This is a genomic window from Pseudomonas sp. RL_5y_Pfl2_73 (genome assembly GCF_963970515.1).
Lineage (GTDB): Bacteria > Pseudomonadota > Gammaproteobacteria > Pseudomonadales > Pseudomonadaceae > Aquipseudomonas.
Map to the genome: position 1 here is coordinate 62,990 of NZ_CAXAPD010000022.1, position 23,515 is coordinate 86,504.

A 23,515-nucleotide genomic window follows, 5' to 3' on the forward strand; every position below is an offset into this window, starting at 1 on the left:
GCGGTGATGGCAGTTTAGGGGCTGCTGAGATCAAGGGCGCAAGCGAGTCCACTACGCCACTGTTCCCGTCGGGCGGCGATGCAGGCAAGATGAAGGCCTGCAAGTCAGAACACAGGAAGCTGATCGTGACCGAAGCGTTTATTGTCGTTCAAACCGCCGAGCAAGCCGTGGATCGTCTGGCGGCCCTGCACGCGCGTGCGACCACCGCGTTGAACCAGGCGCTGATGCGTTATCTCAAGGACCGCGTCGAGCCGGATGCCGAGCAGCGTGCGTTGTTTCGCTATCCCGCCTTGCGCCTGACCTATCACTGCCACGGCGAAGTCCCGCAAACCACGCGTGCCTATGCCAAGGTTCAATTGCCCGGCACCTACAGCGTCACCGTCACCCATCCCACGGCCTTCCGTAAATACCTGTTGGAACAGTTGGTCCCGCTGATGCACGACTTTACCGTCACCGTGGAAGTGGGCGTCAGCGAGCAGAACATTCCGTACCCGTACGTGGTGGAGCAGGGCGACGAACTGGCCGGCTCCGGCGTGACCGCCGCCGTGCTGGCGCGGGTATTCCCCAGCACTGATCTGTCGGCCGCCACCGATGGCATTGCCGACGGCCTCTATGACTGGGAAAACACCGACCCGTTGCCCCTGGCGCTGTTCGACGCCGCGCGGGTGGACTTTTCCCTGCGCCGGCTGGTGCATTACACCGGCAGCGACTGGCGCCATGTGCAGCCGTGGATCCTGCTGACCAACTACCACCGCTATGTCGACCAGTTCATCGTCCATGGCCTGGAGCAACTGCGCAGCGACCCGCGCTTTGTGCGCATGGTCCTGCCGGGCAACGTGATCATCGACAAGAACATGGAGCACGGCGAAGCGTCGGCCATCGCCGCCGGTGTGGTCTGGCACCGCTACCAGATGCCGGCCTATCACCTGCAGACCAATGATGGTCATGGCGTGACCCTGGTGAACATCGGTGTCGGTCCTTCCAACGCCAAGAACATCACCGACCACCTGGCCGTGTTGCGCCCACATTGCTGGCTGATGATCGGCCACTGCGGCGGGCTGCGGCAGTCCCAGACGATCGGTGACTACGTGCTGGCCCACGCCTACATGCGCCGCGATGGCATTCTTGACCGGGTGGTGCCGCCGAACATTCCGATTCCGGCCCTGGCCGAAGTGCAGATGGCGCTTCAACAGGCCGCGGCGAACATCACCGGCGAAAAGGGCGACGAGCTGAAAAAACGCCTGCGCACCGGCACCGTGCTCACCTACGACGACCGCAACTGGGAGCTGCGCTGGGCCCAGGAGCGTCCGCTGATCAACCTGTCCCGCGCGGTAGCGGTGGACATGGAAAGCGGCACCATCGCCGCCCAGGGCTATCGCCTGCGGGTGCCTTACGGCACCTTGCTTTGCGTTTCAGACAAACCGCTGCACAGCGAAATCAAGCTGCCGGGCTCGGCCAACGCGTTCTATGAACGAGCGGTCAACCAGCACCTGAAGATCGGCATCGAGGCGTTGGACCTGTTGCGTACCGAACTCAACTCGTTGCATTCGCGCAAGCTGCGCAGCTTCGACGAGCCGCCGTTCCGCTGATGCCCCGTTGAAGGGGATGGTGGATATTTAACGGTCGGGCCACTAGCATGGTCGGCCCAGACCGTTAGATGTTGTATTCGCCATGCCCCGTCCTCCACGCCCTGCTTCCCGTCGTCCTGGCGCGAAGCTTCCAGCCTCCACCCCGCGCCGTGTGGCCAAGGCCCCGCCGGCCGAGCCGAAGCTGATCCTGTTCAACAAACCCTTCGATGTACTGACGCAATTCAGTGACGGCGAAGGGCGGGCGACGCTCAAGGATTTTATCGACGTACCGGGCATCTACCCGGCCGGACGGCTGGATCGCGACAGCGAAGGCTTGCTGTTGCTGACCAACGATGGGCAGTTGCAGGCGCGCATCGCCGACCCCAAGCACAAGCTGGCCAAGACCTATTGGGTGCAGGTGGAGGGCGAGCCGAGTGCCGAACAGTTGCAGCGATTGCGCGATGGCGTGGAGTTGAACGATGGCATGACCCTGCCGGCCGAGGCTCGCTCATTGGATGAACCGCAACTGTGGCCGCGCAACCCGCCGGTACGTTTTCGTAAAAGCGTGCCCACGAGCTGGCTGGAGCTGGTGATACGCGAAGGGCGCAACCGTCAGGTACGACGCATGACCGCCGCGGTAGGCTTGCCGACGCTACGCCTGGTGCGGGTCAGGATCGGTGACTGGACGATCGAAGGGCTCGACCAGGGGCAGTGGAAGGCGGTGCCGGCGCGCTTATAACGTCCCGGATTCGATCAGGCCGATCACCACGCTCTTGATGACGAATGCCGCCACGCCGAGTCCCAGCACGAAAAACAGAATGAACGAGCCGAAACGCCCGGCCTTGGACTTCTTCGCCAGGTCCCAGACGATGAAACCCATGAAAATGATCAGGATGCTGACCAGACCGGTCATCATCCACTCTTCGAAAACAGCAGGATCCATCAGGACACTCCGGCGTGGACGGCATTGAAAAGGCGCGGCGAGTATAAGGCATGGGGCACGGGCGCGGGATCGGCCTGCGGCGGTGTGTCGCAGCCCGACCGTCGTGATATAGAGATTTTATGGCCAGGGACTTTCCTCCCGCTCGACGCTGGAGCGTAGGAGCTGTCGAGTGCAACGAGGCTGCGATCTTTCCCCAGGCACTTGAGTCTCAAGCGAAAGATCAAAAGATCAAAAGATCGCAGCCTTCGGCAGCTCCTACACGCAACCCAGCGGGAGTAAGCGCCCTCGCCACAAAAACGGTCAGTTGCGCAGGTGAGTCAACGGCATTTCGGTGCTGTTGAGTACCTGGTTCAGCACAAAGCTCGAACGCACGCTGGTGACGCCATCGATCCGGGTCAGGTGCCCCAACAGCAGTTTCTGGTAATGGTCCATGTCGGGCACCACGACCTTGAGCTGGTAGTCCGCGTCCATGCCGGTGACCAGGCTGCACTCCAGCACTTGTGGCAGGTTACGGACGGCGGCTTCGAAGTTCTCGAAACGCTCGGGGGTGTGGCGGTCCATGCCGATCAGCACATAAGCCGTCAGGCTCAGGCCCAGCAGCTTGCGGTCGAGCAGGGCGACCTGGCGGGTGATGTAGCCGTCATCCTCCAACTGCTTGACCCGTCGCGAGCAGGGGGAGGGCGACAGGCCGATGCGTTCGGCCAGTTCCTGGTTGGAGATGCGCGCATCGCGTTGCAATTCCGCCAGAATACTCAGGTCGTAACGGTCGAGTTTGCTCATCGGTCTGGCCTTTATCTTGATAATTGCGGCAGATTATCTATCTAGGGTTAAAAATTGCGCAAGTGATGTTTATTTCCGCAATATCCGCAATCATCTGTCGGCGCCCCAGGCTTATGCTTACCACCAAGATCACTGCTCGGACAAACAGTCCAGTGCAGCCCGCCTAATCAGGCCGGCTGCGGTCGCAGTACCCACCGGTACTGGCAGACCCCCGAGCTGCACACTGTCCAGAAGACGGCGTGAGGTGAGCCGACGTCATAAGCGTCGAGCACGGACGAAATTCTCAAGGGGAGGCCGACGGGTCTCCCTTTTTTAATGCCTGCGAAATAAACCCGGCGACTGATAACCTGTTGCAGAACCGGCCTGGGCTTTTCCAGTCTTACCATCAGGCCTTGAACCGTTGTGAGGAATTTCATGAAGTCGCGCATCTGGCGTTTGGCAGGTGTTGGTCTGTTGTGGGCAAGTGTCAGCGCGCAGGGAATGGCCGATGATCAGCAAAACCGAGGCGGCCCGGACGACGGTCGCGGACAGGACGGGCGCGGCGGCAACGGCCAGGGTTATTCGGGCCAGCCGCGGCCGCAGAGCAACGAAATCATTCGCGGCGACAACAGCCGTCAGTTCGAGGTCAAGCCGCAGAACCCAGGCGGACAACACTACGATCGTCCACCGCAGGACCCTAACGCCCACGGTCGCCCGCCGCAGCCGCAACCCGGCAACAACCTGCCCATCCAGGGCCGGCCCGACAGCGTGACCCAGACCCGCGAACCGCAACCGGGTTACTACCGCGACATTCCTCGTCGCAGCGATGGTTATCCGAGCGGCGGGCCACGCCCAAGTCATGACAACCGTCCCGAACAGCATTGGCCCGGTCGGCCGGCCGGCCATGGCAACGGCTGGGGCCCGGGGCCGCAATACCGCCCGGGTTATGTGATCGACCGTTTCCCGGATCGCAATGACCGCGTGCCCTATCGCGGCCAGGATTATTTCTATTCAGGTGGCTACTGGTATCGCCCCCAGGGGCCGCGCTACGTGGTGGTGCAGCCACCGCGGGGCATCCGCACCCGTTACTTGCCCGATTACGCTCGGGAAGTGTGGATCGGCAGTTCGTTGTTCTTTCTCGCCGCTGGCGCCTATTACATCTACGAAGCCAATACTCAGGATTACGTCGTGGTCGAGCCGCCCGTGGCCAACCCGCAGCCTCAACCGCAAGGCAACAGCTTCGACGTGGTGGCCTATCCGGCCAACGGTCAGTCGCCCGAGCAGGTCAATCAGGATGGCTACGACTGCTATCGCTGGGCGGTGCAGCAGAGCGGTTTCGATCCGCGTAACTACAGCTACCCACCGGCACCGGAAGTGGTGCAGACCTATCGTCAGGCCCAAGGCAGTTGCTTGAGCAGTCGTGGGTATCAGGTGACGTACTGAGGCTGGTAGCACACTGCTCTTGTGGCGAGGGGATTTATCCCCGTAAGTCTCTGTAGCTGGCGAAGCCTGCGATCTTTTGATCTTGATCTTTCGCTCTTGACTCAATGAGCAATGAGAAAATCGCAGCCTCGTTGCACTCGACAGCTCCTACAACGTCCAGCGGGGCGGTGCGACGTTTCGCTAAATCCCCTCGCCACAGGTTATGCGCTGACGCCTTTGACCACTTCCGACGGATCGGCATGCACCAGCACTTCGGCCTTCGGATAAGCATGATGGATCGCATCGGCGGCCTGGTCGCTGATGCCATGGGCCACTGACAGGGTCAATTCTCCCGGCAACTCCAGGTGCAGTTGCACGAACCAATGGTTACCGGAGACCCGCGTCCGCAGGTCGTGGGCGCCGAGCACGCCGGGCACGGCGCAGGCCAGTTCCAGCATGCGCTGGCTGACGTCGGGCGGCAGTTCCTGATCCATCAACACCGCGAAGCTTTCCCGGGCGATCTGGACGGCGCTCCACAGAATGTAAATGGCGATGCCCAGGCCGAACCAGGCGTCGAGCTGATACCAGCCAAACCCGGCCAATACCAGCGCCACCAGGATGCTGCCGTTGAGCAGCAGGTCGGAGCGATAGTGCAGCGAGTCGGCACGCACGGCGTTGGAGCCGGTGGCGCGGATAACCCGATACTGCAATGCCAACAAGGCCAGGGTCAGTGCGAGGGAAAACACGATCACGCCGACGCTCAGCCAGGGGGCATCCACCGGCACCGGGTTTTTCAGGCGCTCGAAAGCCTGCAAGGCGATCAATACTGCACTGCCGCCGATAAACAGCGCCTGGGCCATGCCGGCCAAGGATTCGGCCTTGCCATGACCGTAGCGATGATCATCGTCGGCGGGGCGCAGCGCGTAATGCACCGCCAGCAGATTGAGCAGCGAGGTGACGCCGTCCAGTGCCGAGTCGGTCAGGCCGGCAAGCATGCTCACCGAGCCGCTCAGCCACCAGGCCAGGGCCTTGGCGACGACCAGGATCAGCGCCACGGCCACCGACGCTCGGGTGGCCAGACGCAGCAGACGGGCGTGTTCGGTGCTAGTGGTCATGGCGCGGTCGTTCCTTCTGTAGCGCTTGTCATGCGGCGGGTTTGAGACCCAGGGCAGCCAGTTGTTGCGCGCTGCCCTTGTGCTGGATCAGCCGAGGATCGTCCAGCGGGACGCTGCGGCCCAGTTCGCGTTCCAGGATCGCCTGCAGCTTTTGGTTATTGACCGTGCCGTCGGGGTTGATGGCCGGCTTGAGTTTCTCTGGCTCGATCTGGACGCTTCGGCCCGGTTCGAAATAGATGGCGCCGGTGGCAAAGTCCACGGCGAACGCGATCAGGCCGGGGATGATGTAGAACAACAGGCCGACGGCATCGAGCGCGGCAATTGCCGGGTCGATCTTGCCATCGATCTGGCCGCGACGGTCGGGGTAGAAGATCGAGCCGCAGGCGCTGATTTGAGTCAGCAGGGCGGCGACCAGGACGCCACCGATCACGCGAAAGGGAATACGCATAGCAATCTCCTGAACAGGTAAAGGCGTTGCTGGTTGGAGTCCAGACCACGCTAAACAGTTCGCCGTTATACTCGGCCCTCTGTTTTGGAGCCAGCATGATTTCTTTGCCGATTGATGAAGTTTTACCCGCCCTGCGTCAAGCCTTGGCGTCGCGCCACGAAGCCGTGCTCGAAGCGCCGCCCGGTGCCGGTAAAACCACCCGTGTGCCCCTGGCCTTGCTGAACGAGCCCTGGCTGGCCGGGCAGACCATCCTGATGCTCGAACCCCGGCGCCTGGCGGCACGGGCGGCGGCCGAGCGGCTGGCCAGCGAGCTGGGGGAAAAGGTCGGTGAAACCGTCGGCTACCGGATTCGCCTCGACAGCAAGGTCGGGCCCAAGACCCGTATTGAAGTGGTCACCGAAGGCATCCTCACGCGCCGCTTGCAGGACGATCCGGCGCTGGAAGGCGTGGGGCTGCTGATTTTCGATGAATTCCATGAACGCAGTCTCGACGCCGACCTGGCCTTGGCCTTGAGCCTCAACGGTCGGGAGCTGTTTCGCGACGACCTGCCGCTGAAGATCCTGCTGATGTCCGCCACCCTGGAAGGTGAGCGCCTGGCCGGGTTGTTGGACAACGCGCCGATCCTGCGCAGCGAAGGCCGGATGTTCCCGGTGACGGTGCGCTGGGGCCGGCCGTTCCAGCCCGGCGAGTTCGTCGAGCCGCGGCTGGTGCAGACCGTGCTGGAAGCTCTGGACGATGAAACCGGCAGCGTGCTGGTGTTCTTGCCCGGACAGGCCGAGATCCGCCGGGTTCATCAGCAACTCGCCGAGGCGTTGGGCGAGGGCGGCAATGTGTTGCTCTGTCCGCTGCACGGAGAACTGGACCTCGCCGCCCAGCGCGCCGCCATCGATCCCGCGCCGCCCGGCCAGCGCAAAGTGGTGCTGGCCACCAACATCGCCGAAACCAGCCTGACCATCAATGGCGTGCGGGTGGTGATCGACGCCGGACTGGCGCGGGTGCCGCGTTTTGACCCGGGCAGCGGCATGACCCGTCTCGACACCCAGCGCATTTCCCGAGCCAGCGCCACCCAACGGGCCGGTCGGGCCGGGCGTCTGGAGCCTGGTGTCTGCTATCGGTTGTGGTCCGAAGACCAGCATGAGCAATTGGCCGCCTACGGCAGCGCGGAGATTCTGTCGGCGGACCTGGCCGGGTTGGCCCTGCAATTGGGGCGCTGGGGCGTGACGCCGTCGCAACTGGTCTGGCTCGATGTTCCGCCCTCCGCTGCGTATGCCCAGGCCCAGGACCTGCTGCAACGCCTGGGCGCGCTGGAGGGCGAGCAACTGACCCGTCACGGCCAGGCCATGGCCGAGCTGCCGGCCCACCCGCGTATCGCTCATCTGCTGCTGCGCGGTCAGGCGCTGGGGCTGGCGGACATGGCGTGCAACGTCGCCGCACTGTTGGGCGAGCGCGACATTCTCCGTGGTGCCGGCGCGGATCTGCACAGTCGCCTGGCCTTGCTGTCCGGTGAACAACGCGCCGCGCGCGGCGCCCAGGGTGGGGTGCAGCGGGCGCGGCAACTGGCCCGGCAATATCGCGGCTACCTGCGGGGCAAGGCCGAAGAAGCCGTGGCCGACCCCGATCATCCGCGCTGGCTCGGCGCCTTGCTGGCCTTGGCTTACCCGGACCGCGTCGCCCAACAGCGCCGGCCCGGCGGCGCGGAATATCGTTTGGCCAACGGCCGTGCGGCGCTGTTTGCCGAGGCTGACAGCCTGATGAAACAAGTGTGGCTGGTGATCGCCGACCTGGGCAGCCGCCAGGGCCAGCGCGAAGAACGGATCTACCTGGCGACGGATTTCGACCCGACGTTGTTCGAGTCGGTGCTGGCCGAGCAAGTGCGCACCGTGGATCAACTGGATTGGGACGAGCGCGAAGGTGTGCTGCGGGCCGAGCGTCAGCGCAAGGTCGGCGAACTGGTGCTCAGCCGCGAACCCCTGACCGGCCTGGATGAATCGGCCCGTAGCCAGGCTCTGGTGAACCTGGTGCGGCGCAAGGGCTTGGAATTATTGCCCTGGACCCCGGAACTGCGGCAATGGCAGGCGCGGGTGGCGCTGCTGCGGCGCCTGGACCTGGACGCCAAGGGCGAGAGCGAATGGCCGGACGTCAGCGATGGCGCCTTGCTGGACAGTCTCGAGCATTGGTTGATGCCGTATCTGGGCCGCGTCTCACGCCTCAGCCATTTCACCAACCTGGACGTGTCGAGCATCGTTCACAACCTGTTGCCCTGGCCCCTGCCGCAACGCTTGGATGAGCTGGCACCGCACCATTTGAGCGTGCCGTCGGGGTCGTCGATCCGCCTGGACTACAGCGAGCATCCGCCGATCCTGGCGGTGCGCTTGCAGGAACTCTTCGGCCTGGCCGACACCCCGCGCATTGCCGGTGGGCGGCAGGTCGTCAAGTTGCACCTGCTGTCCCCGGCGCGGCGGCCGGTGCAGGTCACCCAGGACCTGGCGAACTTCTGGCGCAGCACCTATGCCGAGGTGAAGAAGGACCTCAAGGGGCGTTATCCCAAGCATTACTGGCCGGATGACCCGCTGGTGGCGGAGGCGACGGCGCGGGTCAAGCCGCGTAAATGAGCCAGCCCCAAATCCAACACAGCGCCACTGTGGGAGCTTGCTTCGGGCGGCGATCCGACGATAGCGGTGTGCCAGCCAACACTTCCCCGGGAAGCGTTCATCTACACACCGTCTCCCTCAAGAAACTTGCTGTAGCTTAAAAACATCTCGTCGCGTACCCAACCAGCAGATTCATAGAGTGCCTGGGCGGATTGATTGGTCTTGGCAGTGCGCAAATCCATACGGACGGCGCCCTGCTGCCTGGCGTATTCTTCAGCGGCCATAAGCAGCTTTTTGCCTATGCCTTGTTGGCGCAGGTTTGAGTCAACGAAAAGATCATACAAAGTGAAGATGCGTGCAGTGAACACCGAGCAAAAGGTTGGGTAGAGCTGGCAGAACCCGACAATCGCCTGGGTGGCGTTCTCTGCAACGAACACCAGGGACTCACTTTTTTCAATCCGTGCCCCGATATAGTCGGTCGCCCGCTGTAGGTCGGCATCCATCCTGTAGAACTGCCGATACGCATCAAACAGTACACCCACCGCTTCAACATCGTTCTGTTCAGCCAGGCGAATCTGGATGTCGCTCATGGATCACTCCTTGAAATGGGTGTTCAGTCTGAGGGGGCCTCAGAGCAATACCACCAAGACAGTCAGAGCGTACTTATCCTATTGACCGGGCGTTATCCCAAACCGGCACGTTCTAGATTGCGACACAGTTGTTCGGCGATGGGGCTCAAATCACGGTATTGCCGGCAACAGGAACCGCGCAATCACCGGCAAATGGTCCGAGATACGCAAGGTGTCGTCCTGCCGTACCTGGGCTTCGACCCGTTTGATCCGCGGGCTGTAGAACAGGTAGTCGACGGTGCGGTCGGGGCCGTTGAGGCCGGGGTCGTTCGGGTAGTGGGTCAGCCAGTGTGCGCGATCGATGCCGCTGGCCTCGTTGTTGGTGGGGATCATCGGGTATTTGTCCCACAACAGGTGCAAGGGGCTGTCGGCGGAGTAGGGCGTGCGTTGCTCGCCCGGCAGGCGCCGGTACTGGCCCAGGGGTAGCAGGTTGAAGTCGCCGCCGATCAGCCAGGGCTTGCCCGCGGATTCGAATTTATCCAAGGCCTTGGTCACGGCGGTGATTTGTTTGGGCAGGGCTTTGTTCGGCTCGGTGGCCCGTTCCAGGTGCGTGTTGAGCACCGCCAACTGGCTGCCGTCGCTCAGCGGCAGATAGCTCACCAACAAGGCATTTTTCGGCTGGAACTGACGGCTGATGACGTTGGCGTCGGCCACCGGCAGTTGCACCCGTTCGGCATGGTCGATGCGGTAGCGACTCAGGGTCGCCAGTTGCCGGCCGACGCTGCCGAAGATGTGTGGGTCGGGGATGAAGTCGGCCTTCCAGTCGAAGGCGCTGGTGCCGCACGGATAGAGGTCGGCCAGCCTTTCCTGCAACAGCTTGAACTGGTCCTGGTAATCGCTGGCCTTGGCGCCCTTGTCCAGTTCCTGGAGCAGCACGACGTCCGGTTGCTCGTCGCGGATGACCCGTGCCACTTCATCGAGGCTGAAGGCCATGTCTTCCAGGGTCGGGTTTTCATCGTTGCCCTGGGCCAGGTCGTTCCAGAACACGTAGCGTTTGCCCGCAAGGAACTGGACGTTCCAGGTCATCACCTTCAAGGCCTGGCCGGGCACCAGCGGTGCTGCGTTGGCGGTGCAACTGACCGGCAAGGTTTCCCGGGGCTGTGGCCGCCAGGTCAGGCCGTAGATCGACAGGACGGCCAGGCTGAGGAACAACAGCAGGCCCAGCAAGGTGTAGCGCAGTAGACGGGTCATGGCTCGGCTTATGGGTGAAACGCGAAAGTGACCCCGAGCATACCCGAGAGCGGTTCTCAAGCCCAAGCCCTGGGCCCTCGCAGTGAGCGATCAGCGGTCGTCAGGTTTTGCTTCGATCAACATGAACATGCGGAACAGCACCACGCTGGTGAACAGTTGCAGGAAACTGTGGATGCTGTCGATCAGCAGGCTGAGCGCAGGGTTCTGAGGCGACGGATACACCGAGACGCTGACGCCTCTGAGCAGCCACAACGGGCCCATCACACAGAGAATACACAGCAGGATCCGCCAGAAGTTGCCGCGGGACATGTTCAGGCTTTCCTTCATCGCCGCCAGGGGTGTCAGGCCCCTGAGGACCAACAGGTATTCTCCAAAGGCCAGGGTCACCATCAGCCACAGGCCCGGCAGGAAGTACAACGACAGCCCCACCAGGATCAACAGTGTGTTGAGGGCCGTCAGCAAGGCAAAGCGTGGCCACAGGGTGAGGGCCGTTGCGAGCAGGTCACGGGTGCGTGGTGCTTCACCGCGACTGCGAGCGTCGAGAAACAGGATCAACGCGGCGGTGTACAAGGGGTACACCAACAACCCGACGATCACGCTGTAGCCGGGGAAACCCTCGGGGCCGACAGCGTTGCCCACGCCTTGCTGCAGCAAAGCCTCGAGTATGACCAAAGGCAGGCACAGCTGGGCGATCTGGCCCAGATGGCGCTTGAAGAAATACAAAGAGTCGCGCAGCACGTCAAACGGATTCATGGGTCGGTATCGCAGTTCAAAAAAGCGGTCCGACACTTTAACCGATCAGGCGCCCGCACAAGCAAACGTAAACATCAGGTAAAGACCATTGAAATCTATGCGGCGAGTCCTATTACTGGTGGGCACCGGTCTTCAGGATCGGAATGGTTTCTGCCCGGCAATCTAATGAGGTCGCCATGAACAGCGAAGAACAAACCCTGATCGATGGACTGTTTTCACGGCTGCAACAGGCCGAAAAGGATTCAGCCCCGCGCGATGCCCAGGCCGAGGCGCGGATCAAGGAACACCTGGCCAGCCAGCCAGCGGCGGGCTATTTCATGGCCCAGGCGGTTCTGGTGCAGGAGGCCGCGATCAAGCGCCTCGATGAACAGAACAAGCAACTCACCCAGCAAATCGAGCAATTGCAGGCCGAGCTGCAACGGACCCGTACCCAGCCATCGGTACCCAGTGGTGGCGCAGGCTTTCTGTCGAGCATTTTTGGTGGCAGCGCCCGGGATTCACGCCCGGCAAGCGTGCCGGCTTCCAGCGACGGAGGCAGGCGCGAACCGGCACAGCCGTCCTTCAATGCCCAGCCCCAACAGGGCTTGGGCGCGCCGCTCGGCAATTATGGCGCACCGCAGCAGCAGGCCCCGGCGGCGGGAAGCTTCCTGGGCGGGGCCCTGAAAACCGCGGCGGGCGTGGCCGGCGGCGTGATGCTGGCCCAAGGCATCAGCAGCCTGTTCCACAGTCACCAGCAACCGCAGGAAATCGTCGAGGTCATCAAGCAAGAGCCGGCCCAACCGGCCAACGACACCGCCAACAGCGGCTGGGGCGATGACCAACGGGTGGCCGATAACGACAGCTACGGCAACGACCCGGGCGGTTTCAGCGACGCCGACTACAGCGACGATTCTTCTTTCTTCGGCGACGACGATTCCTTCGTCTGAGCTGCCATTCGTCCGGGCTCACCGACGCCTCGGGCCGATTATTCGCGGAACAATCCTTCGGGCTGGCATACTGGGCGACTTTTCGGCCCAGGTGGTCTGTGTGCGTGTGCATCCAAGAGGAAACGCGGTGAAAAAAATTGCAGTGTTCGCCGATGTCCAGAACCTCTACTACACCGTGCGCCAGGCTTATGGTTGCCATTTCAACTACGCCGCGCTGTGGGCTGATGTCAGCAAACAGGGGCAGATCGTCGAGGCCTATGCCTATGCGATCGATCGCGGTGACAGCAAACAGCAGCAGTTCCAGCAGATCCTGCGCAACCTGGGCTTTGTCGTGAAGCTCAAGCCCTACATCCAGCGCAGCGACGGCTCGGCCAAGGGCGACTGGGACGTGGGCATCACGCTGGACATCATGGACGCCGCCGACCACGTCGATGAAGTGGTGCTGGCCTCCGGCGATGGCGATTTCGACATGTTGCTCGAACGCATCATCCAGAAGCACGGTGTGCAAGCCGTGGCCTATGGCGTGCCGGGATTGACCGCCAACTCGCTGATCCGCGCCGCCAGCCGCTATGTGCCCATCGAAGGCGCGTTGTTGCTCAAGAATTGATTTTCACGGAGTTCAAAAGGTTTGGAACGTATCGCAGTCATCGACTTTGAAACCACCGGGATCACCCCGAGCAGCAGTTGCCGGGCCACTGAAATCGCGGTGGTGATGCTCGAGCAAGGCCGGATCGTCGACCGCTACCAGAGCCTGATGAACGCCGGTGTGCGCGTCCCTGCGTTTATCGAGCAACTGACTGGCATCAGCAACACCATGCTGCGCAGCGCCCCGTCGGCGGAAAAAGTGATGAACGAGGTCAACGAGTTTGTCGGCACCACGCCGCTGCTGGCCCACAACGCTGCGTTCGACCAGAAGTTCTGGGATTTCGAGTTGGGACGCATCAAGCGCACCCGCTTGCAGAATTTTGCCTGTTCACTGTTGCTGGCCCGGCGCCTGATGCCGGCGGCGCCGAACCACAAGCTCGGCACGCTCAACGCGTTCGCTGGCTTGCCCCACACCGGCCAGGCTCACCGGGCCATGGCCGACGCCGAAATGGCCGCCAACCTCACCGCGCACCTGGCTTCGGAGCTGCGGCAAAAGCACGGGCTGCGGGAGCTGTCCCATGATTTGCTGTGCAGTTTGCAGAAAGTGCCGGCGGCGAAGATCAACGAGCACCTCAAGCGGCATCGCGGGTTCTGAATACACCACAAAACAACTGTGGGAGCGAGCAAGCCCGCTCCCACAGGTTGATCAGTGTTTGACCGTTTATTTCCCGTTACCTTCCAACTGCCCCAACGGCACGCGCTTTTCAATGGCGCTGGACAGCACGATCGAGGTCTTGCTGAAGCCGAACTTGGCGATGCGGTTGATCAACTCTTCCAGTTCCGGCATCGAACCCACTGCCGCTTGCATGATCACGCACGGGTCCCCGGTGACCCGGTGGCACTCGGTCAGTTGTGGGATCTTGCACAGTTCGTCGTAGGTCTTCTGGTTGCCGTGCTGGTTCATCCGCAATTCGATGACGCACTGCACCGGCAGGCCGATCTTTGCCATGTCGACTTTGGCTTGATAACCGGTGATGACGCCGCTGGCTTCCAGTTTGCTGACCCGTTCGGCCACGGCGGGGGCTGACAGGTTCACTTTGCGGGCCAGTTCAGCGTAGGACGCACGACCGTTGTCCAACAAAGCGCTGAGCAGCATGCGGTCGTATTTATCCACGGTTTGGCTTCCTGTTGGCGTGACTTTCGAAAACGCGATTTATAGCGCTGATCTCCGTGTTTTGAAAAGTGTATGGCTTTGATAAACAGGTTTTGTAACTTATTTTCCGTCTATCGCCTTTCTAGAATAAAGCCTCTCATTGTCCTGACTTCGAGCTGAACATGCCTGGCCTACGCCGTTTCCCCCTGCCATTGATCGCTGCTTTTTTTGCCTTGTACGTCATCTGGGGTTCGACCTACCTGGTGATTCGCATCGGTGTGGAGCATTGGCCGCCGCTGTTGCTGGCCGGGATTCGTTTTGTGCTGGCCGGTTCGCTGATGTATGGCTTCCTGCGCTGGCGCGGGGCACCGGCGCCGACCTGGGCGCAATGGAAGGCCGGGGCCATCATCGGCGTGCTGTTGCTCAGTTTTGGTAACGGCGCGGTCACTGTGGCCGAGCACACGGGCGTGGCGTCCGGGGTGGCGGCGTTGGCCGTGGCGACGGTGCCTTTGTTTACTTTGCTCTGCGGATATTTCTGGGGCACGCGTAATACCCGTCTGGAATGGGCGGGGATTGTGCTGGGGTTGATTGGCATCGCGATGCTCAACCTGGGCTCCAACCTGCAGTCCAGCCCGTTGGGTGCGACCTTGCTGCTATTCGCGGCGGCCTCCTGGGCCTTCGGTTCGGTGCTGAGCAAACACGTGCCGTTGCCGGCAGGGGCGATGGCCAGTGCCGTGGAAATGCTGGTGGGCGGCGTGGTGCTGTTGATCGGTAGCGTGGCCAGCGGCGAGCATCTGGACAGCATGCCGCCGCTGGAAGGTTGGTTCGCCTTGGCTTATCTGACCTGCTTCGGCTCGATCGTCGCTTTCAACGCCTACATGTACCTGCTCAAGCATGTGCGCCCGGCGGCGGCCACCAGTTATGCCTACGTCAACCCGGCCGTGGCGGTGTTGCTGGGGATCGTGTTCGCGGGTGAAACCATTGGCGCTGAAGAAAGTGTGGCGATGCTGGTGATCATCAGTGCCGTGGTGTTGATCGGATTGCCGCAGTGGCGTAAACCCAAGCCTGCGCCGGCCGCCGCCTGATTTAGGGTAAACTGCCGCGCATTGCACACCTTGCGCTGATTTTTCCTACGGTACTTCCATGACTTTCGCCACCCTTGGCCTGATCGAACCCTTGCTGCGCGCCCTCGAGACGCTCGGCTACCAGACTCCGACGCCGGTTCAGGCCCAAGCCATGCCGGCCGTGCTGGCCGGTCGCGACCTGATGGCCGCGGCCCAGACCGGCACCGGTAAGACTGCTGGTTTCGCCGTGCCGCTGTTGCAGTTGCTGACCACCGAAGGGCCGAAGGTCGCGGCCAACTCGGTGCGAGCGCTGATCCTGGTGCCGACCCGTGAGCTGGCTGAGCAGGTCCATGAAAGCGTGCGTCAGTACGCGCAAAACCTGCCGCTGAGTACCTACGCCGTGTACGGCGGCGTCAGCATCAACCCGCAAATGATGAAGTTGCGCAAAGGCGTCGACTTGTTGGTCGCCACGCCGGGGCGTCTGCTCGACTTGTTCCGCCAGAACGCGCTGAAGTTCAACCAGTTGCAGACTCTGGTGCTGGACGAAGCCGACCGCATGCTCGACCTGGGCTTCTCCGAGGAGCTGGCGAATATCTACAAGGCATTGCCGAAGAAGCGCCAGACCCTGTTGTTCTCGGCGACTTTCTCCGACGCGATCCGCTTGCTGGCCGGACAGATGCTCAACGATCCGCTGAGCATTGAGGTGAGCCCGCGCAACGTGGCTGCCAACACCGTCAAGCAATGGGTGGTGACGGTGGACAAGAAACGCAAGCCGGAACTGTTCGTGCACTTGATGCGCAAGAACAAGTGGAAGCAGGTGCTGGTCTTTGCCAAGACCCGCAACGGCGTCGATGCGCTGGTGGAAAAACTCCAGGGCCTGGGCGTCAACGCCGACGGCATCCACGGTGACAAACCCCAGGCCACCCGCCAGCGCGCGCTGGACCGCTTCAAGGCCAGCGAAGTGCAGATCCTGGTAGCCACCGACGTTGCCGCCCGTGGCTTGGATATCGAGGATTTGCCGTTGGTGGTGAACTTCGACCTGCCGATCGTCGCCGAGGACTACATCCACCGCATCGGCCGTACCGGTCGGGCGGGCTCGACCGGGGAAGCGATTTCTCTGGTCTGCGCCGACGAAGTGAACCTGTTGTCGGCCATCGAGATGCTGACGCGCCAGACGCTGACGCGTCAGATGGAACAGGACTTCGAGCCTGAACATCGGGTACCGGACACCGATGCCAGCGGCCAGGTGATCAAGAAGCCGAAAAAGCCGAAGAAACCGAAAGCTTCGGGTGGTGGCGGCAAGCGCAACCTGGGCAAGTGGGTGGACAGCGGCGAAGCCTCGCCTGTGGAACCTTCGGTCAAGCCTGTGCGCAAAGTCCCGGTGTTCAATACTGGGCCGCGTAAGCGCAAGCCTTGATATCAAAACCTGGGAGCCGTAGGAGCCGTAGGAGCCGCTCGTCAGCTCCTACGGATTCAACCGTTCAGGAATTCCAGGATTCCTAAACCTGCTGCCCGGCCACTGGCAAAGCAGGCCGTGAGCAGGTAACCGCCGGTCGGCGCTTCCCAATCGAGCATTTCTCCGGCGCAGAAAACGCCAGGCAATTGCTTGAGCATCAGGCGTTCATCCAGGGCCTCGAAGGTCACGCCACCGGCGCTGCTGATGGCTTCGTCCAGAGGGCGGGTCTTCACCAGGGTCAGCGGCAAGGCCTTGATCGCCTGGGCCAGCCGCGCCGGGTCAGTGAAACACTCGGCCGGCGTGAGCTCGCGCAACAGCGCTGCCTTGACGCCGTCGATCCCCAGTTGGCCGTGTAAGTGCTTGGCCATCGAGCGAGAGCCGCGTGGCTTGCTCAGGGCTTGCTGGATCTTATCCACAGGCCGGCCCGGCAGCAGGTCCAGATGGATCGTCGCGCTGCCGTGTTGGTTGATGGCTTCGCGAACCGGCGCCGACAGGGCGTAGACCAGACTGCCTTCGAGGCCAGTGGCGGTGACCACGCATTCACCGAGGCGCGGTACATCGTCGTTCAGGCCGATGGCGATGTTCTTTAGTGGGGCGCCAGCGAATTTGCTGATCATCAGGTCGCTCCAGGCCTCTACCTCAAACCCACAGTTACTCGGTTGCAATGGCGCCAGGGCCACGCCGCGTTGTTCCAGCGCCAGCATCCAGGCGCCGTCAGAGCCCAGTCGTGACCAACTGCCACCACCCAGCGCCAGCAGTGTCGCGTCGGGGCGTAGGGTTTTCTCGCCTTCCGGACTCGTTATTCTCATGCTGCCATCGGGGTTCCAGCCGAGCCAGCGGTGGCGCGTGTGGATCGTCACGCCGGCATCGCGCAGGCGCTTGAGCCAGGCGCGCAGCAGCGGGGCGGCTTTCATGTCGGTAGGAAATACCCGCCCGGAGCTGCCGACAAAGGTGTCGATGCCCAATCCGTGAATCCATGTGCACAACTCATTCGCACCGAATGCCCGCAGCAGCGGGGCAATGTTCGGCGCACGTTCGCCATAGCGGGAGAGGAAGACCGGGAAGGCTTCGGAGTGGGTGATGTTCATGCCGCCCACGCCGGCCAGCAGGAATTTTCGGCCTACCGATGGCATGCCGTCGTACAGGTCGACCCGCAGGCCCGTCTGGCTCAACACCTCGGCCGCCATCAGGCCGGCGGGGCCGCCGCCGATGATGGCGATGTTTGGGGTGTGGGGTAGGGGCGCTTGGGTCATGGCGAGCGATGTCTGGAGGATCAAGGAGGGCATTCTATCAGCTTGGTCCACATGATCTGAGGCCGGAATCCGTGTAGGCGCTGTCGAGCGCAGCGAGGCTGCGATCTTGTCCCTGACAATTGAGTCGCGAGCGAAAGATCAAGATCAAAAGACCGCAGCCTTCGGCAGCTCCTACGGGGCATCCACAGGCATTGTGGGTAAAGCCCAGGGTTCAGTGACAACCTGATGACGTCCAGACCCTATGTGCGCTGTGGTGCAGGATCCCGTGGCGGCGGGCCAGGGCCTGGCGATCCTTGCTGTAGCCACCCCCGATCACGCCGACCACCGGGATGTCGCGTCCCAGGCAATGGCGCATGACGCTCTCGTCCCGGGCGGCGAGGCCTTCGTCGGTCAGCTTCAGGTAGCCGAGGGCGTCATCCTTGTGTACGTCGACGCCGGCGTCATACAGCACCAGGTCCGGCTGATAGAGCGGCAGCAAGTAGTTGAGCGCATCGTCCACCACCTTCAAATAAGCCGCGTCTTCCATGCCCATTGGCAGGGGGATGTCCCAGTCGCTTTGCGCCTTGCGTGCAGGAAAATTCTTTTCGCAGTGCAAGGAAACGGTCACGGCGTCCGGGGTGTCATGGAGTATTCGGGCGGTGCCGTCGCCCTGGTGCACATCGCAGTCGAAAATCAGCACCCGCGAGACCCGGCCGCTGGCCAGGAAATAGCGGCTGATCACCGCCAGGTCGTTGAAAATGCAGAACCCGGCCGGGTGGTCGTAGTGGGCGTGATGGGTGCCGCCGGCCAGGTGGCAGGCTAGCCCGTGCTCAAGGGCTTGTTCGGCGGCCAGGAGCGAGCCGCCCACGGCGCGCACCGTTCGGCGGGCCAGGGCTTCGCTCCAGGGCAGGCCAAGTCGCCGTTGGTCTTCGCGGGACAACTCGCCGCCCATGTAGCGTTCGATATAAGCACGGTCGTGGGCCAGGGCGAGAATGTCCGGCGGACACAGCGACGGGCGCAGCAGGTCGGCGTCGCGGGTCAGGCCGCTGTCCACCAGGTGATCGCGCAACAGGCGAAACTTGTCCATGGGGAAACGGTGTTCCGCCGGGAAGTCGGGGCTGTAGTCTTCGTGATAGATAAGCGGCAGCGACATGGTGTTTTCAGTAGTGAGTGAGTGACGGATCCTACCAGCGATGTAGGCTTTGCACGAAAAGTGCCTGCGCGACGATCATGCTGCGTTGAAAACAGGCTCGGAATGCTCATTTACAACCAGTAAAGTCGAGCGCGACTCCGGGCGTTCCTCACCTGTTTTCGCCTTGCCTGATCGCCGCTTGGCGACTTTTCGTACAAAACCTAGACTCATGGGGCATGGAAGGGGAGTGAAAATGGAGCCGATACTGGAACTGGAAAGCGCACGACTGCTGTTGCGGCAGTGGCGCGATGATGACTTGCCGGAATTTTCCACCATGTGTGCAGACCCGCACGTGATGCGTTATTTCCCGGTGCGCCTGAGCCGTCTGGAAAGCGCTGCCCTGATCGGTCGCGTGCGGGGGCATTTCGCCGAGCATGGTTTTGGTTTGTGGGCCCTGGAGCGCAAGGACACCGGCGCCTTCATTGGCTTCACTGGGCTGCTTGTGGTCGGGTTCGATGCGCCTTTCACACCGGCTATCGAGATCGGCTGGCGCCTGGCCCGAGAGCACTGGGGCCTGGGGTATGCCAGCGAAGCGGCGTGGACCGCCTTGCGTTGTGCTTTCGACCAGTTGACGCTGGACGAAGTGGTGGCGTTCACCGCTGTCGATAACCTGCCATCGCAAAAGGTCATGCAGGCCATTGGCATGCAGCACGAGCCGGCTGACGACTTCGAACACCCGACACTCGCCGTCGGTCATCCATTGCGTCACCATGTGCTCTATCGCATCAATCGTGAGCAGTGGCTACAGACCCTGCACGGTTAGCCGACACGGACGTTTACAATGCCCGCCAGAGTGGCCCGGGCCAACAATCGATCCACCGCGTAGATTGCGCGGTATTGCGCTGTGTGAGGAAAGTCTGAATGAGCCATGTGTTGGAAGATCTGGTCGACCTGCTGACCCTGGAACCGATCGAAGAAAACCTGTTTCGCGGGCGTAGCCAGGACCTGGGGTTTCGCCAGTTGTTCGGCGGCCAGGTGCTGGGCCAGTCGTTGTCGGCGGCCAGCCAGACCGTGGAAGAGGCGCGCCATGTGCATTCGATGCACGGATATTTCCTGCGTCCGGGCGACGCCGCGTTGCCGGTGGTCTACCAGGTGGACCGGGTGCGCGACGGTGGCAGCTTCAGCACTCGCCGGGTGACGGCGATCCAGAAGGGCAACCCGATTTTCACCTGCAGTGCGTCGTTCCAGTACGACGAAGAGGGTTTTGAGCACCAGAGCAGCATGCCGCAAGTCGTCGGGCCGGAGAACCTGCCGTCCGAGCTGGAACTGACCCAGCAGCGCGCGCACCTGCTGCCTGAGCACATGCGTGAAAAACTGCTGTGCGCCAAGCCGATCGAGGTGCGACCGGTCACCGAAAAAGACCCTTACAACCCGCAACCGGCCGACCCGGTCAAATACGTGTGGTTTCGTGCCGATGGCGCCCTGGCGGATTCACCGGCCTTGCACAAATACCTGCTGGCCTACGCGTCGGACTTCGGCCTGTTGACCACTTCGCTGCTGCCCCACGGCAAATCGGTGTGGCACAAAGACATGCAGGTCGCCAGCCTCGACCACGCCTTGTGGTTCCACGCCGACCTGCGCGCCGATGACTGGTTGCTCTACGCCATGGACAGCCCGTGGGCCGGCAATTCTCGCGGGTTCTCCCGTGGCAGCGTGTTCAACCGTGCCGGGCAACTGGTGGCCTCGGTGACCCAGGAAGGCCTGATTCGCCATCGCAAGGACTGGGCATGAGCCTGGCCGAGGTTCGTCACTGGGTGTTCGACATGGACGGCACGCTGACGATCGCCGTGCATGACTTCGCGGCGATCCGCGTGGCCCTGGCGATTCCGGCCGAAGATGACATCCTCACTCATCTGGCGGCGTTGCCGGCTGATGAAGCCGCGGCCAAGCATGCCTGGCTGCTGGAGCATGAACGGGACCTGGCGCTGGGCTCCAGGCCCGCGCCGGGGGCGGTTGAACTGGTGCGAGAGCTGGCCGGGCGCGGTTATCGCCTGGGCATCCTCACCCGCAACGCCCGCGAACTGGCCCACGTCACCCTCGAAGCCATCGGCCTGGCGGACTGTTTCGCCGTGGCGGATGTGCTGGGCCGCGACGAAGCACCGCCCAAGCCTCACCCCGGTGGCCTGTTGAAGTTGGCCGAGGCCTGGAACGTGGCGCCCGAGGCGATGGTGATGGTGGGCGATTACCGTTTCGACCTGGATTGTGGCCGTGCGGCGGGGGCGCGGACGGTGCTGGTGAACCTGCCGGACAATCCGTGGCCAGAACTGACAGATTGGCATGCGCGCGATTGTTCGGCGTTGCGGCGGATGTTGTCGGCTTGAGCGTTTGATTGACTGATCGATCGCTATCGCGAGCAGGCTCGCTCCCACAAGGAGATTTCTGTTGGTCGCGAAATTTGTGTCCACACCCGATCTACTGTGGGAGCGAGCCTGCTCGCGAAGAGGCCCTGTAAACCACCGCAAACCTTACTGACCAAACATAACCTTCAACCCCTCGGGCGAATTGAACATCCCACTCCCATCGTGCCCCACCCCAGGCACTTCGATCAGCCGCTGGTTCAACCCCTCGGGATGACGCCGGGTCAGGTAGTCGAAAAAGAAATGCCCGCGCAGTAACCGATACGGTCCCTGGGTTTGTGCTTCACAGCCTTTATCCAGCGCCGGATGTTCCGGGTCGGTGTCTTGTTGCCCGAGCAAATAGACGATGTCGCGCTTGGCGTAGTGATCTTCCAGTTGCGCAGGTGTTTGCCCCGCCGCGTAGGCTGGCAAGTTCTGCAGGCCGTATTTCCAGCGGTTGAAGCCAGGACAACTGGCAGGGTCGAAAGCCATGGGCCGTTGCGCATCGAAGTAGGCATAGGACGACGGGTTGGCGATGACAAAACGTGGGTTGATCCGGTATTGGCCGTGGGCAAGCAGGGCATAGCGCTGCACGATCTGGGCGCCGCCGGAATGGCCGGCGATGACGATCTCTTTCACTTCAGGAAGCTGTTGCCGGTCACTGACTCGGGCAATGATGTCGTCGAGGACCTGAAAGGAGCTGACGGGATTTGCCCCTGTGGACAGACCGCCCGCCATCCAGTCGTTGCCTTTCCAGCGCAGGAGGTCATTGGGCAATTGATGGCGCGCCACGTCCTGTTCGTTGAGAAACTGCGGGGCGATGATCAGGGTAGTGCCCAGTTGCTCGGCCTGTCCGACAGCCTTTTCGGCGCTGTTGAGGTAGGTGTCGGCATTGCGCAGCCGACCGTGGAGGATGATCAACACGCGCTGGATGGACGCCGGCGGTGGGCTTACGCCGACGGCCATGGCACCGCTCTTGAACTGCAGTCGCCCTTGGGCGACCACGTTGACGCCGCGTTGATCGGCCTGAGCAATGGCGCAGCACAGCATCAGCCCGATCAACGCCCCCCACTTCATCTACAGGGTTTTCGCCGCGAACGTGTCGCACTGGCTGACCTGGCCCTGGGCGAACCCGGTCTTGAACCAGCGCACCCGCTGCACCGAGGTGCCGTGGGTGAAGGAATCCGGCACCACGCGGCCCTGGCCTTGTTGCTGCAAGCGGTCATCGCCGATGGCATTGGCGGCGTTCAAGGCCTCCTCGATGTCTCCCGGCTCCAGCCAGTTCAGGCGTTTTTGCGCATGGTTGGCCCATACACCCGCCAGGCAATCGGCCTGCAACTCCTGGCGTACCAACAAGCCGCCATCGCCCTCCATCTGCCGGCCTTGCTGGCGTGCTTCTTGGACTTTCGCCGACACGCCGAGCAGCGTCTGCACATGGTGTCCGACTTCGTGGGCAATGACGTAGGCCTGGGCGAAGTCCCCGGAGGCAGCGAAGCGTTGGGACATTTCCTTGAAGAAGCTCATGTCCAGGTAGACCTGGCGGTCTGCCGGGCAATAGAACGGGCCGGTCGCCGACGAGGCGAGGCCACAGGCAGAGTTGACCCGACCGCTGAACAACACCAGTTTGGGTTGCTGGTATTGGCGTCCGGCCTGCTGGAAAACCTGGCCCCAGGTGTCTTCGGTATCGCCAAGGATCGAGCGCACGAACTCGGCCTGTTCGTCGTTGGCCGGCGGTGCCTGGCGGGTCTGTGAAGTGGTGGGCGCGGATTGATCCATCTGCCCGGCCAGTTGCCCGAGAATCTGCATCGGGTCCTGGCCGGTGATCCAGCCGATGCCAACGATGAGGAGGATGGCCGTCAGGCTCAGTCCCTTGCCGCCGCCGAAGCGCATCCCGCCACCGCCCCCACCGTCACCGCGAGCGTCCACCACGTTGTCACTGCGGCGACCTTTTTTCCATAACATGTGGGTGTTCCTCTGATTGACCGGGGTGTTACTGCACTGTCGTTGCGGTGAGTTTAGCTTTTGGGGCGTCAGGATGCGCGTGATGCTTGAGCTTTCAGGCAACAGGCGCGGGGTTTGGTTCATCAGGGCATGAATGAAGAGCGCGCCAGTTCCAGAATTTGAATTACACTTTGTGCATTCTGGAATCGAC

The 23,515-nt window shown here is 62.4% G+C and carries 24 protein-coding genes; 12 read left to right on the forward strand and 12 right to left on the reverse strand.

From position 1 onward, the window contains the following. Nucleotides 1–89 precede the first annotated feature (89 nt). Both amn and AACY42_RS20410 read left to right on the forward strand, forming a co-directional pair. Nucleotides 90–1,589, forward strand: a complete 1,500-nt coding sequence (gene amn / locus AACY42_RS20405; protein WP_339481969.1) for an AMP nucleosidase — start codon at nucleotides 90–92, stop codon at nucleotides 1,587–1,589. A 151-nt stretch (nucleotides 1,590–1,740) separates the two neighbouring features. Continuing rightward, the gene (locus AACY42_RS20410) at nucleotides 1,741–2,307 is read left to right on the forward strand and encodes a pseudouridine synthase (protein ID WP_339481970.1); all 567 of its coding nucleotides are present in this window, start codon (nucleotides 1,741–1,743) and stop codon (nucleotides 2,305–2,307) included. Here the strand turns inward: AACY42_RS20410 and AACY42_RS20415 are convergent. Both AACY42_RS20415 and AACY42_RS20420 read right to left on the reverse strand, forming a co-directional pair. After that, complete coding sequence (locus tag AACY42_RS20415; RefSeq protein WP_007937369.1) at nucleotides 2,302–2,511, reverse strand: DUF2788 domain-containing protein; 210 nt, start codon at nucleotides 2,509–2,511, stop codon at nucleotides 2,302–2,304. The two genes, AACY42_RS20410 and AACY42_RS20415, sit on opposite strands and share 6 nt — an antisense overlap. 300 nt (nucleotides 2,512–2,811) lie before the next feature. Beyond that, nucleotides 2,812–3,291: an Lrp/AsnC family transcriptional regulator gene (locus AACY42_RS20420; protein WP_339481916.1), complete on the reverse strand. Its 480-nt coding sequence runs from the start codon at nucleotides 3,289–3,291 to the stop codon at nucleotides 2,812–2,814. Nucleotides 3,292–3,705: 414 nt separating this feature from the next. On the opposite strand from AACY42_RS20420, the gene AACY42_RS20425 reads away from it, so the two are divergent. Then, nucleotides 3,706–4,713: a DUF6515 family protein gene (locus tag AACY42_RS20425; RefSeq protein ID WP_339481918.1), complete on the forward strand. Its 1,008-nt coding sequence runs from the start codon at nucleotides 3,706–3,708 to the stop codon at nucleotides 4,711–4,713. A gap of 200 nt (nucleotides 4,714–4,913) precedes the next feature. Here the strand turns inward: AACY42_RS20425 and AACY42_RS20430 are convergent, their stop codons facing one another. Next, complete coding sequence (locus AACY42_RS20430) at nucleotides 4,914–5,807, reverse strand: cation diffusion facilitator family transporter (protein ID WP_339481920.1); 894 nt, start codon at nucleotides 5,805–5,807, stop codon at nucleotides 4,914–4,916. 28 nt (nucleotides 5,808–5,835) lie between these two features. Further along, the gene (locus AACY42_RS20435; RefSeq protein WP_339481922.1) at nucleotides 5,836–6,255 is read right to left on the reverse strand and encodes a polyribonucleotide nucleotidyltransferase; all 420 of its coding nucleotides are present in this window, start codon (nucleotides 6,253–6,255) and stop codon (nucleotides 5,836–5,838) included. A 95-nt stretch (nucleotides 6,256–6,350) separates the two neighbouring features. Here AACY42_RS20435 and hrpB point away from each other — a divergent pair, with 95 nt between their 5' ends. Then, nucleotides 6,351–8,867: an ATP-dependent helicase HrpB gene (hrpB, locus tag AACY42_RS20440; RefSeq protein WP_339481923.1), complete on the forward strand. Its 2,517-nt coding sequence runs from the start codon at nucleotides 6,351–6,353 to the stop codon at nucleotides 8,865–8,867. Nucleotides 8,868–8,968: 101 nt separating this feature from the next. Here hrpB and AACY42_RS20445 read toward each other — a convergent pair whose 3' ends face one another. The 3 genes from AACY42_RS20445 to AACY42_RS20455 form a co-directional block, all read right to left on the reverse strand. Continuing rightward, entirely contained in the window at nucleotides 8,969–9,436 is a 468-nt protein-coding gene (locus tag AACY42_RS20445; RefSeq protein ID WP_339481925.1) for a GNAT family N-acetyltransferase, read from the reverse strand. A 150-nt stretch (nucleotides 9,437–9,586) separates the two neighbouring features. Beyond that, nucleotides 9,587–10,666 carry an endonuclease/exonuclease/phosphatase family protein gene (locus tag AACY42_RS20450; protein ID WP_339481926.1) on the reverse strand — a complete coding sequence of 360 codons (1,080 nt, stop codon included), beginning with the start codon at nucleotides 10,664–10,666 and terminating at the stop codon, nucleotides 9,587–9,589. Between the two features lie 90 nt (nucleotides 10,667–10,756). After that, nucleotides 10,757–11,419 (reverse strand): YciC family protein, encoded by a 663-nt coding sequence (locus AACY42_RS20455; protein WP_339481928.1) that lies wholly within the window; start codon nucleotides 11,417–11,419, stop codon nucleotides 10,757–10,759. Nucleotides 11,420–11,595: 176 nt separating this feature from the next. Here AACY42_RS20455 and AACY42_RS20460 point away from each other — a divergent pair, with 176 nt between their 5' ends. The 3 genes from AACY42_RS20460 (at nucleotide 11,596) to AACY42_RS20470 (ending at nucleotide 13,585) form a co-directional block, all read left to right on the forward strand. Then, nucleotides 11,596–12,345, forward strand: a complete 750-nt coding sequence (locus AACY42_RS20460) for a DUF2076 domain-containing protein (protein ID WP_339481930.1) — start codon at nucleotides 11,596–11,598, stop codon at nucleotides 12,343–12,345. A gap of 127 nt (nucleotides 12,346–12,472) precedes the next feature. After that, nucleotides 12,473–12,952 carry a LabA-like NYN domain-containing protein gene (locus AACY42_RS20465; RefSeq protein ID WP_053182045.1) on the forward strand — a complete coding sequence of 160 codons (480 nt, stop codon included), beginning with the start codon at nucleotides 12,473–12,475 and terminating at the stop codon, nucleotides 12,950–12,952. 21 nt (nucleotides 12,953–12,973) lie between these two features. After that, entirely contained in the window at nucleotides 12,974–13,585 is a 612-nt protein-coding gene (locus AACY42_RS20470) for a 3'-5' exonuclease (RefSeq protein ID WP_339481933.1), read from the forward strand. A gap of 66 nt (nucleotides 13,586–13,651) precedes the next feature. Here the strand turns inward: AACY42_RS20470 and AACY42_RS20475 are convergent, their stop codons facing one another. After that, nucleotides 13,652–14,104, reverse strand: coding sequence for an Lrp/AsnC family transcriptional regulator (locus AACY42_RS20475; protein WP_014340343.1), 453 nt, complete (start codon nucleotides 14,102–14,104; stop codon nucleotides 13,652–13,654). Between the two features lie 161 nt (nucleotides 14,105–14,265). Here AACY42_RS20475 and yedA point away from each other — a divergent pair, with 161 nt between their 5' ends. Beyond that, entirely contained in the window at nucleotides 14,266–15,168 is a 903-nt protein-coding gene (gene yedA / locus AACY42_RS20480; protein WP_339481934.1) for a drug/metabolite exporter YedA, read from the forward strand. A gap of 58 nt (nucleotides 15,169–15,226) precedes the next feature. Beyond that, nucleotides 15,227–16,564 (forward strand): DEAD/DEAH box helicase, encoded by a 1,338-nt coding sequence (locus AACY42_RS20485; RefSeq protein WP_339481935.1) that lies wholly within the window; start codon nucleotides 15,227–15,229, stop codon nucleotides 16,562–16,564. A gap of 56 nt (nucleotides 16,565–16,620) precedes the next feature. Here AACY42_RS20485 and AACY42_RS20490 read toward each other — a convergent pair whose 3' ends face one another. Next, nucleotides 16,621–17,856, reverse strand: a complete 1,236-nt coding sequence (locus AACY42_RS20490; protein ID WP_339481971.1) for a TIGR03862 family flavoprotein — start codon at nucleotides 17,854–17,856, stop codon at nucleotides 16,621–16,623. Nucleotides 17,857–18,067: 211 nt separating this feature from the next. Continuing rightward, nucleotides 18,068–18,988: a histone deacetylase family protein gene (locus tag AACY42_RS20495; RefSeq protein ID WP_339481936.1), complete on the reverse strand. Its 921-nt coding sequence runs from the start codon at nucleotides 18,986–18,988 to the stop codon at nucleotides 18,068–18,070. A 232-nt stretch (nucleotides 18,989–19,220) separates the two neighbouring features. Between AACY42_RS20495 and AACY42_RS20500 the strand changes: the two genes are divergently transcribed. The 3 genes from AACY42_RS20500 to AACY42_RS20510 all read left to right on the forward strand — a co-directional run bounded on the left by AACY42_RS20500 (nucleotide 19,221) and on the right by AACY42_RS20510 (nucleotide 21,348). Beyond that, complete coding sequence (locus AACY42_RS20500; protein ID WP_339481937.1) at nucleotides 19,221–19,790, forward strand: GNAT family N-acetyltransferase; 570 nt, start codon at nucleotides 19,221–19,223, stop codon at nucleotides 19,788–19,790. 98 nt (nucleotides 19,791–19,888) lie between these two features. Continuing rightward, a complete protein-coding gene (tesB, locus tag AACY42_RS20505; protein WP_339481938.1) occupies nucleotides 19,889–20,758 on the forward strand; it encodes an acyl-CoA thioesterase II in 870 nt (289 codons plus the stop codon). Continuing rightward, nucleotides 20,755–21,348, forward strand: coding sequence for an HAD family hydrolase (locus AACY42_RS20510; protein ID WP_339481939.1), 594 nt, complete (start codon nucleotides 20,755–20,757; stop codon nucleotides 21,346–21,348). Before tesB ends, AACY42_RS20510 begins: the two co-directional genes overlap by 4 nt. Nucleotides 21,349–21,492: 144 nt before the next feature. On the opposite strand, the gene AACY42_RS20515 is transcribed toward AACY42_RS20510, so the two are convergent. After that, on the reverse strand, nucleotides 21,493–22,440 hold the full coding sequence (locus AACY42_RS20515) for an alpha/beta hydrolase (RefSeq protein WP_339481940.1): 948 nt from the start codon (nucleotides 22,438–22,440) through the stop codon (nucleotides 21,493–21,495). Further along, nucleotides 22,441–23,325 (reverse strand): KPN_02809 family neutral zinc metallopeptidase, encoded by an 885-nt coding sequence (gene ypfJ / locus AACY42_RS20520; protein WP_339481941.1) that lies wholly within the window; start codon nucleotides 23,323–23,325, stop codon nucleotides 22,441–22,443. Nucleotides 23,326–23,515: the final 190 nt, after the last annotated feature.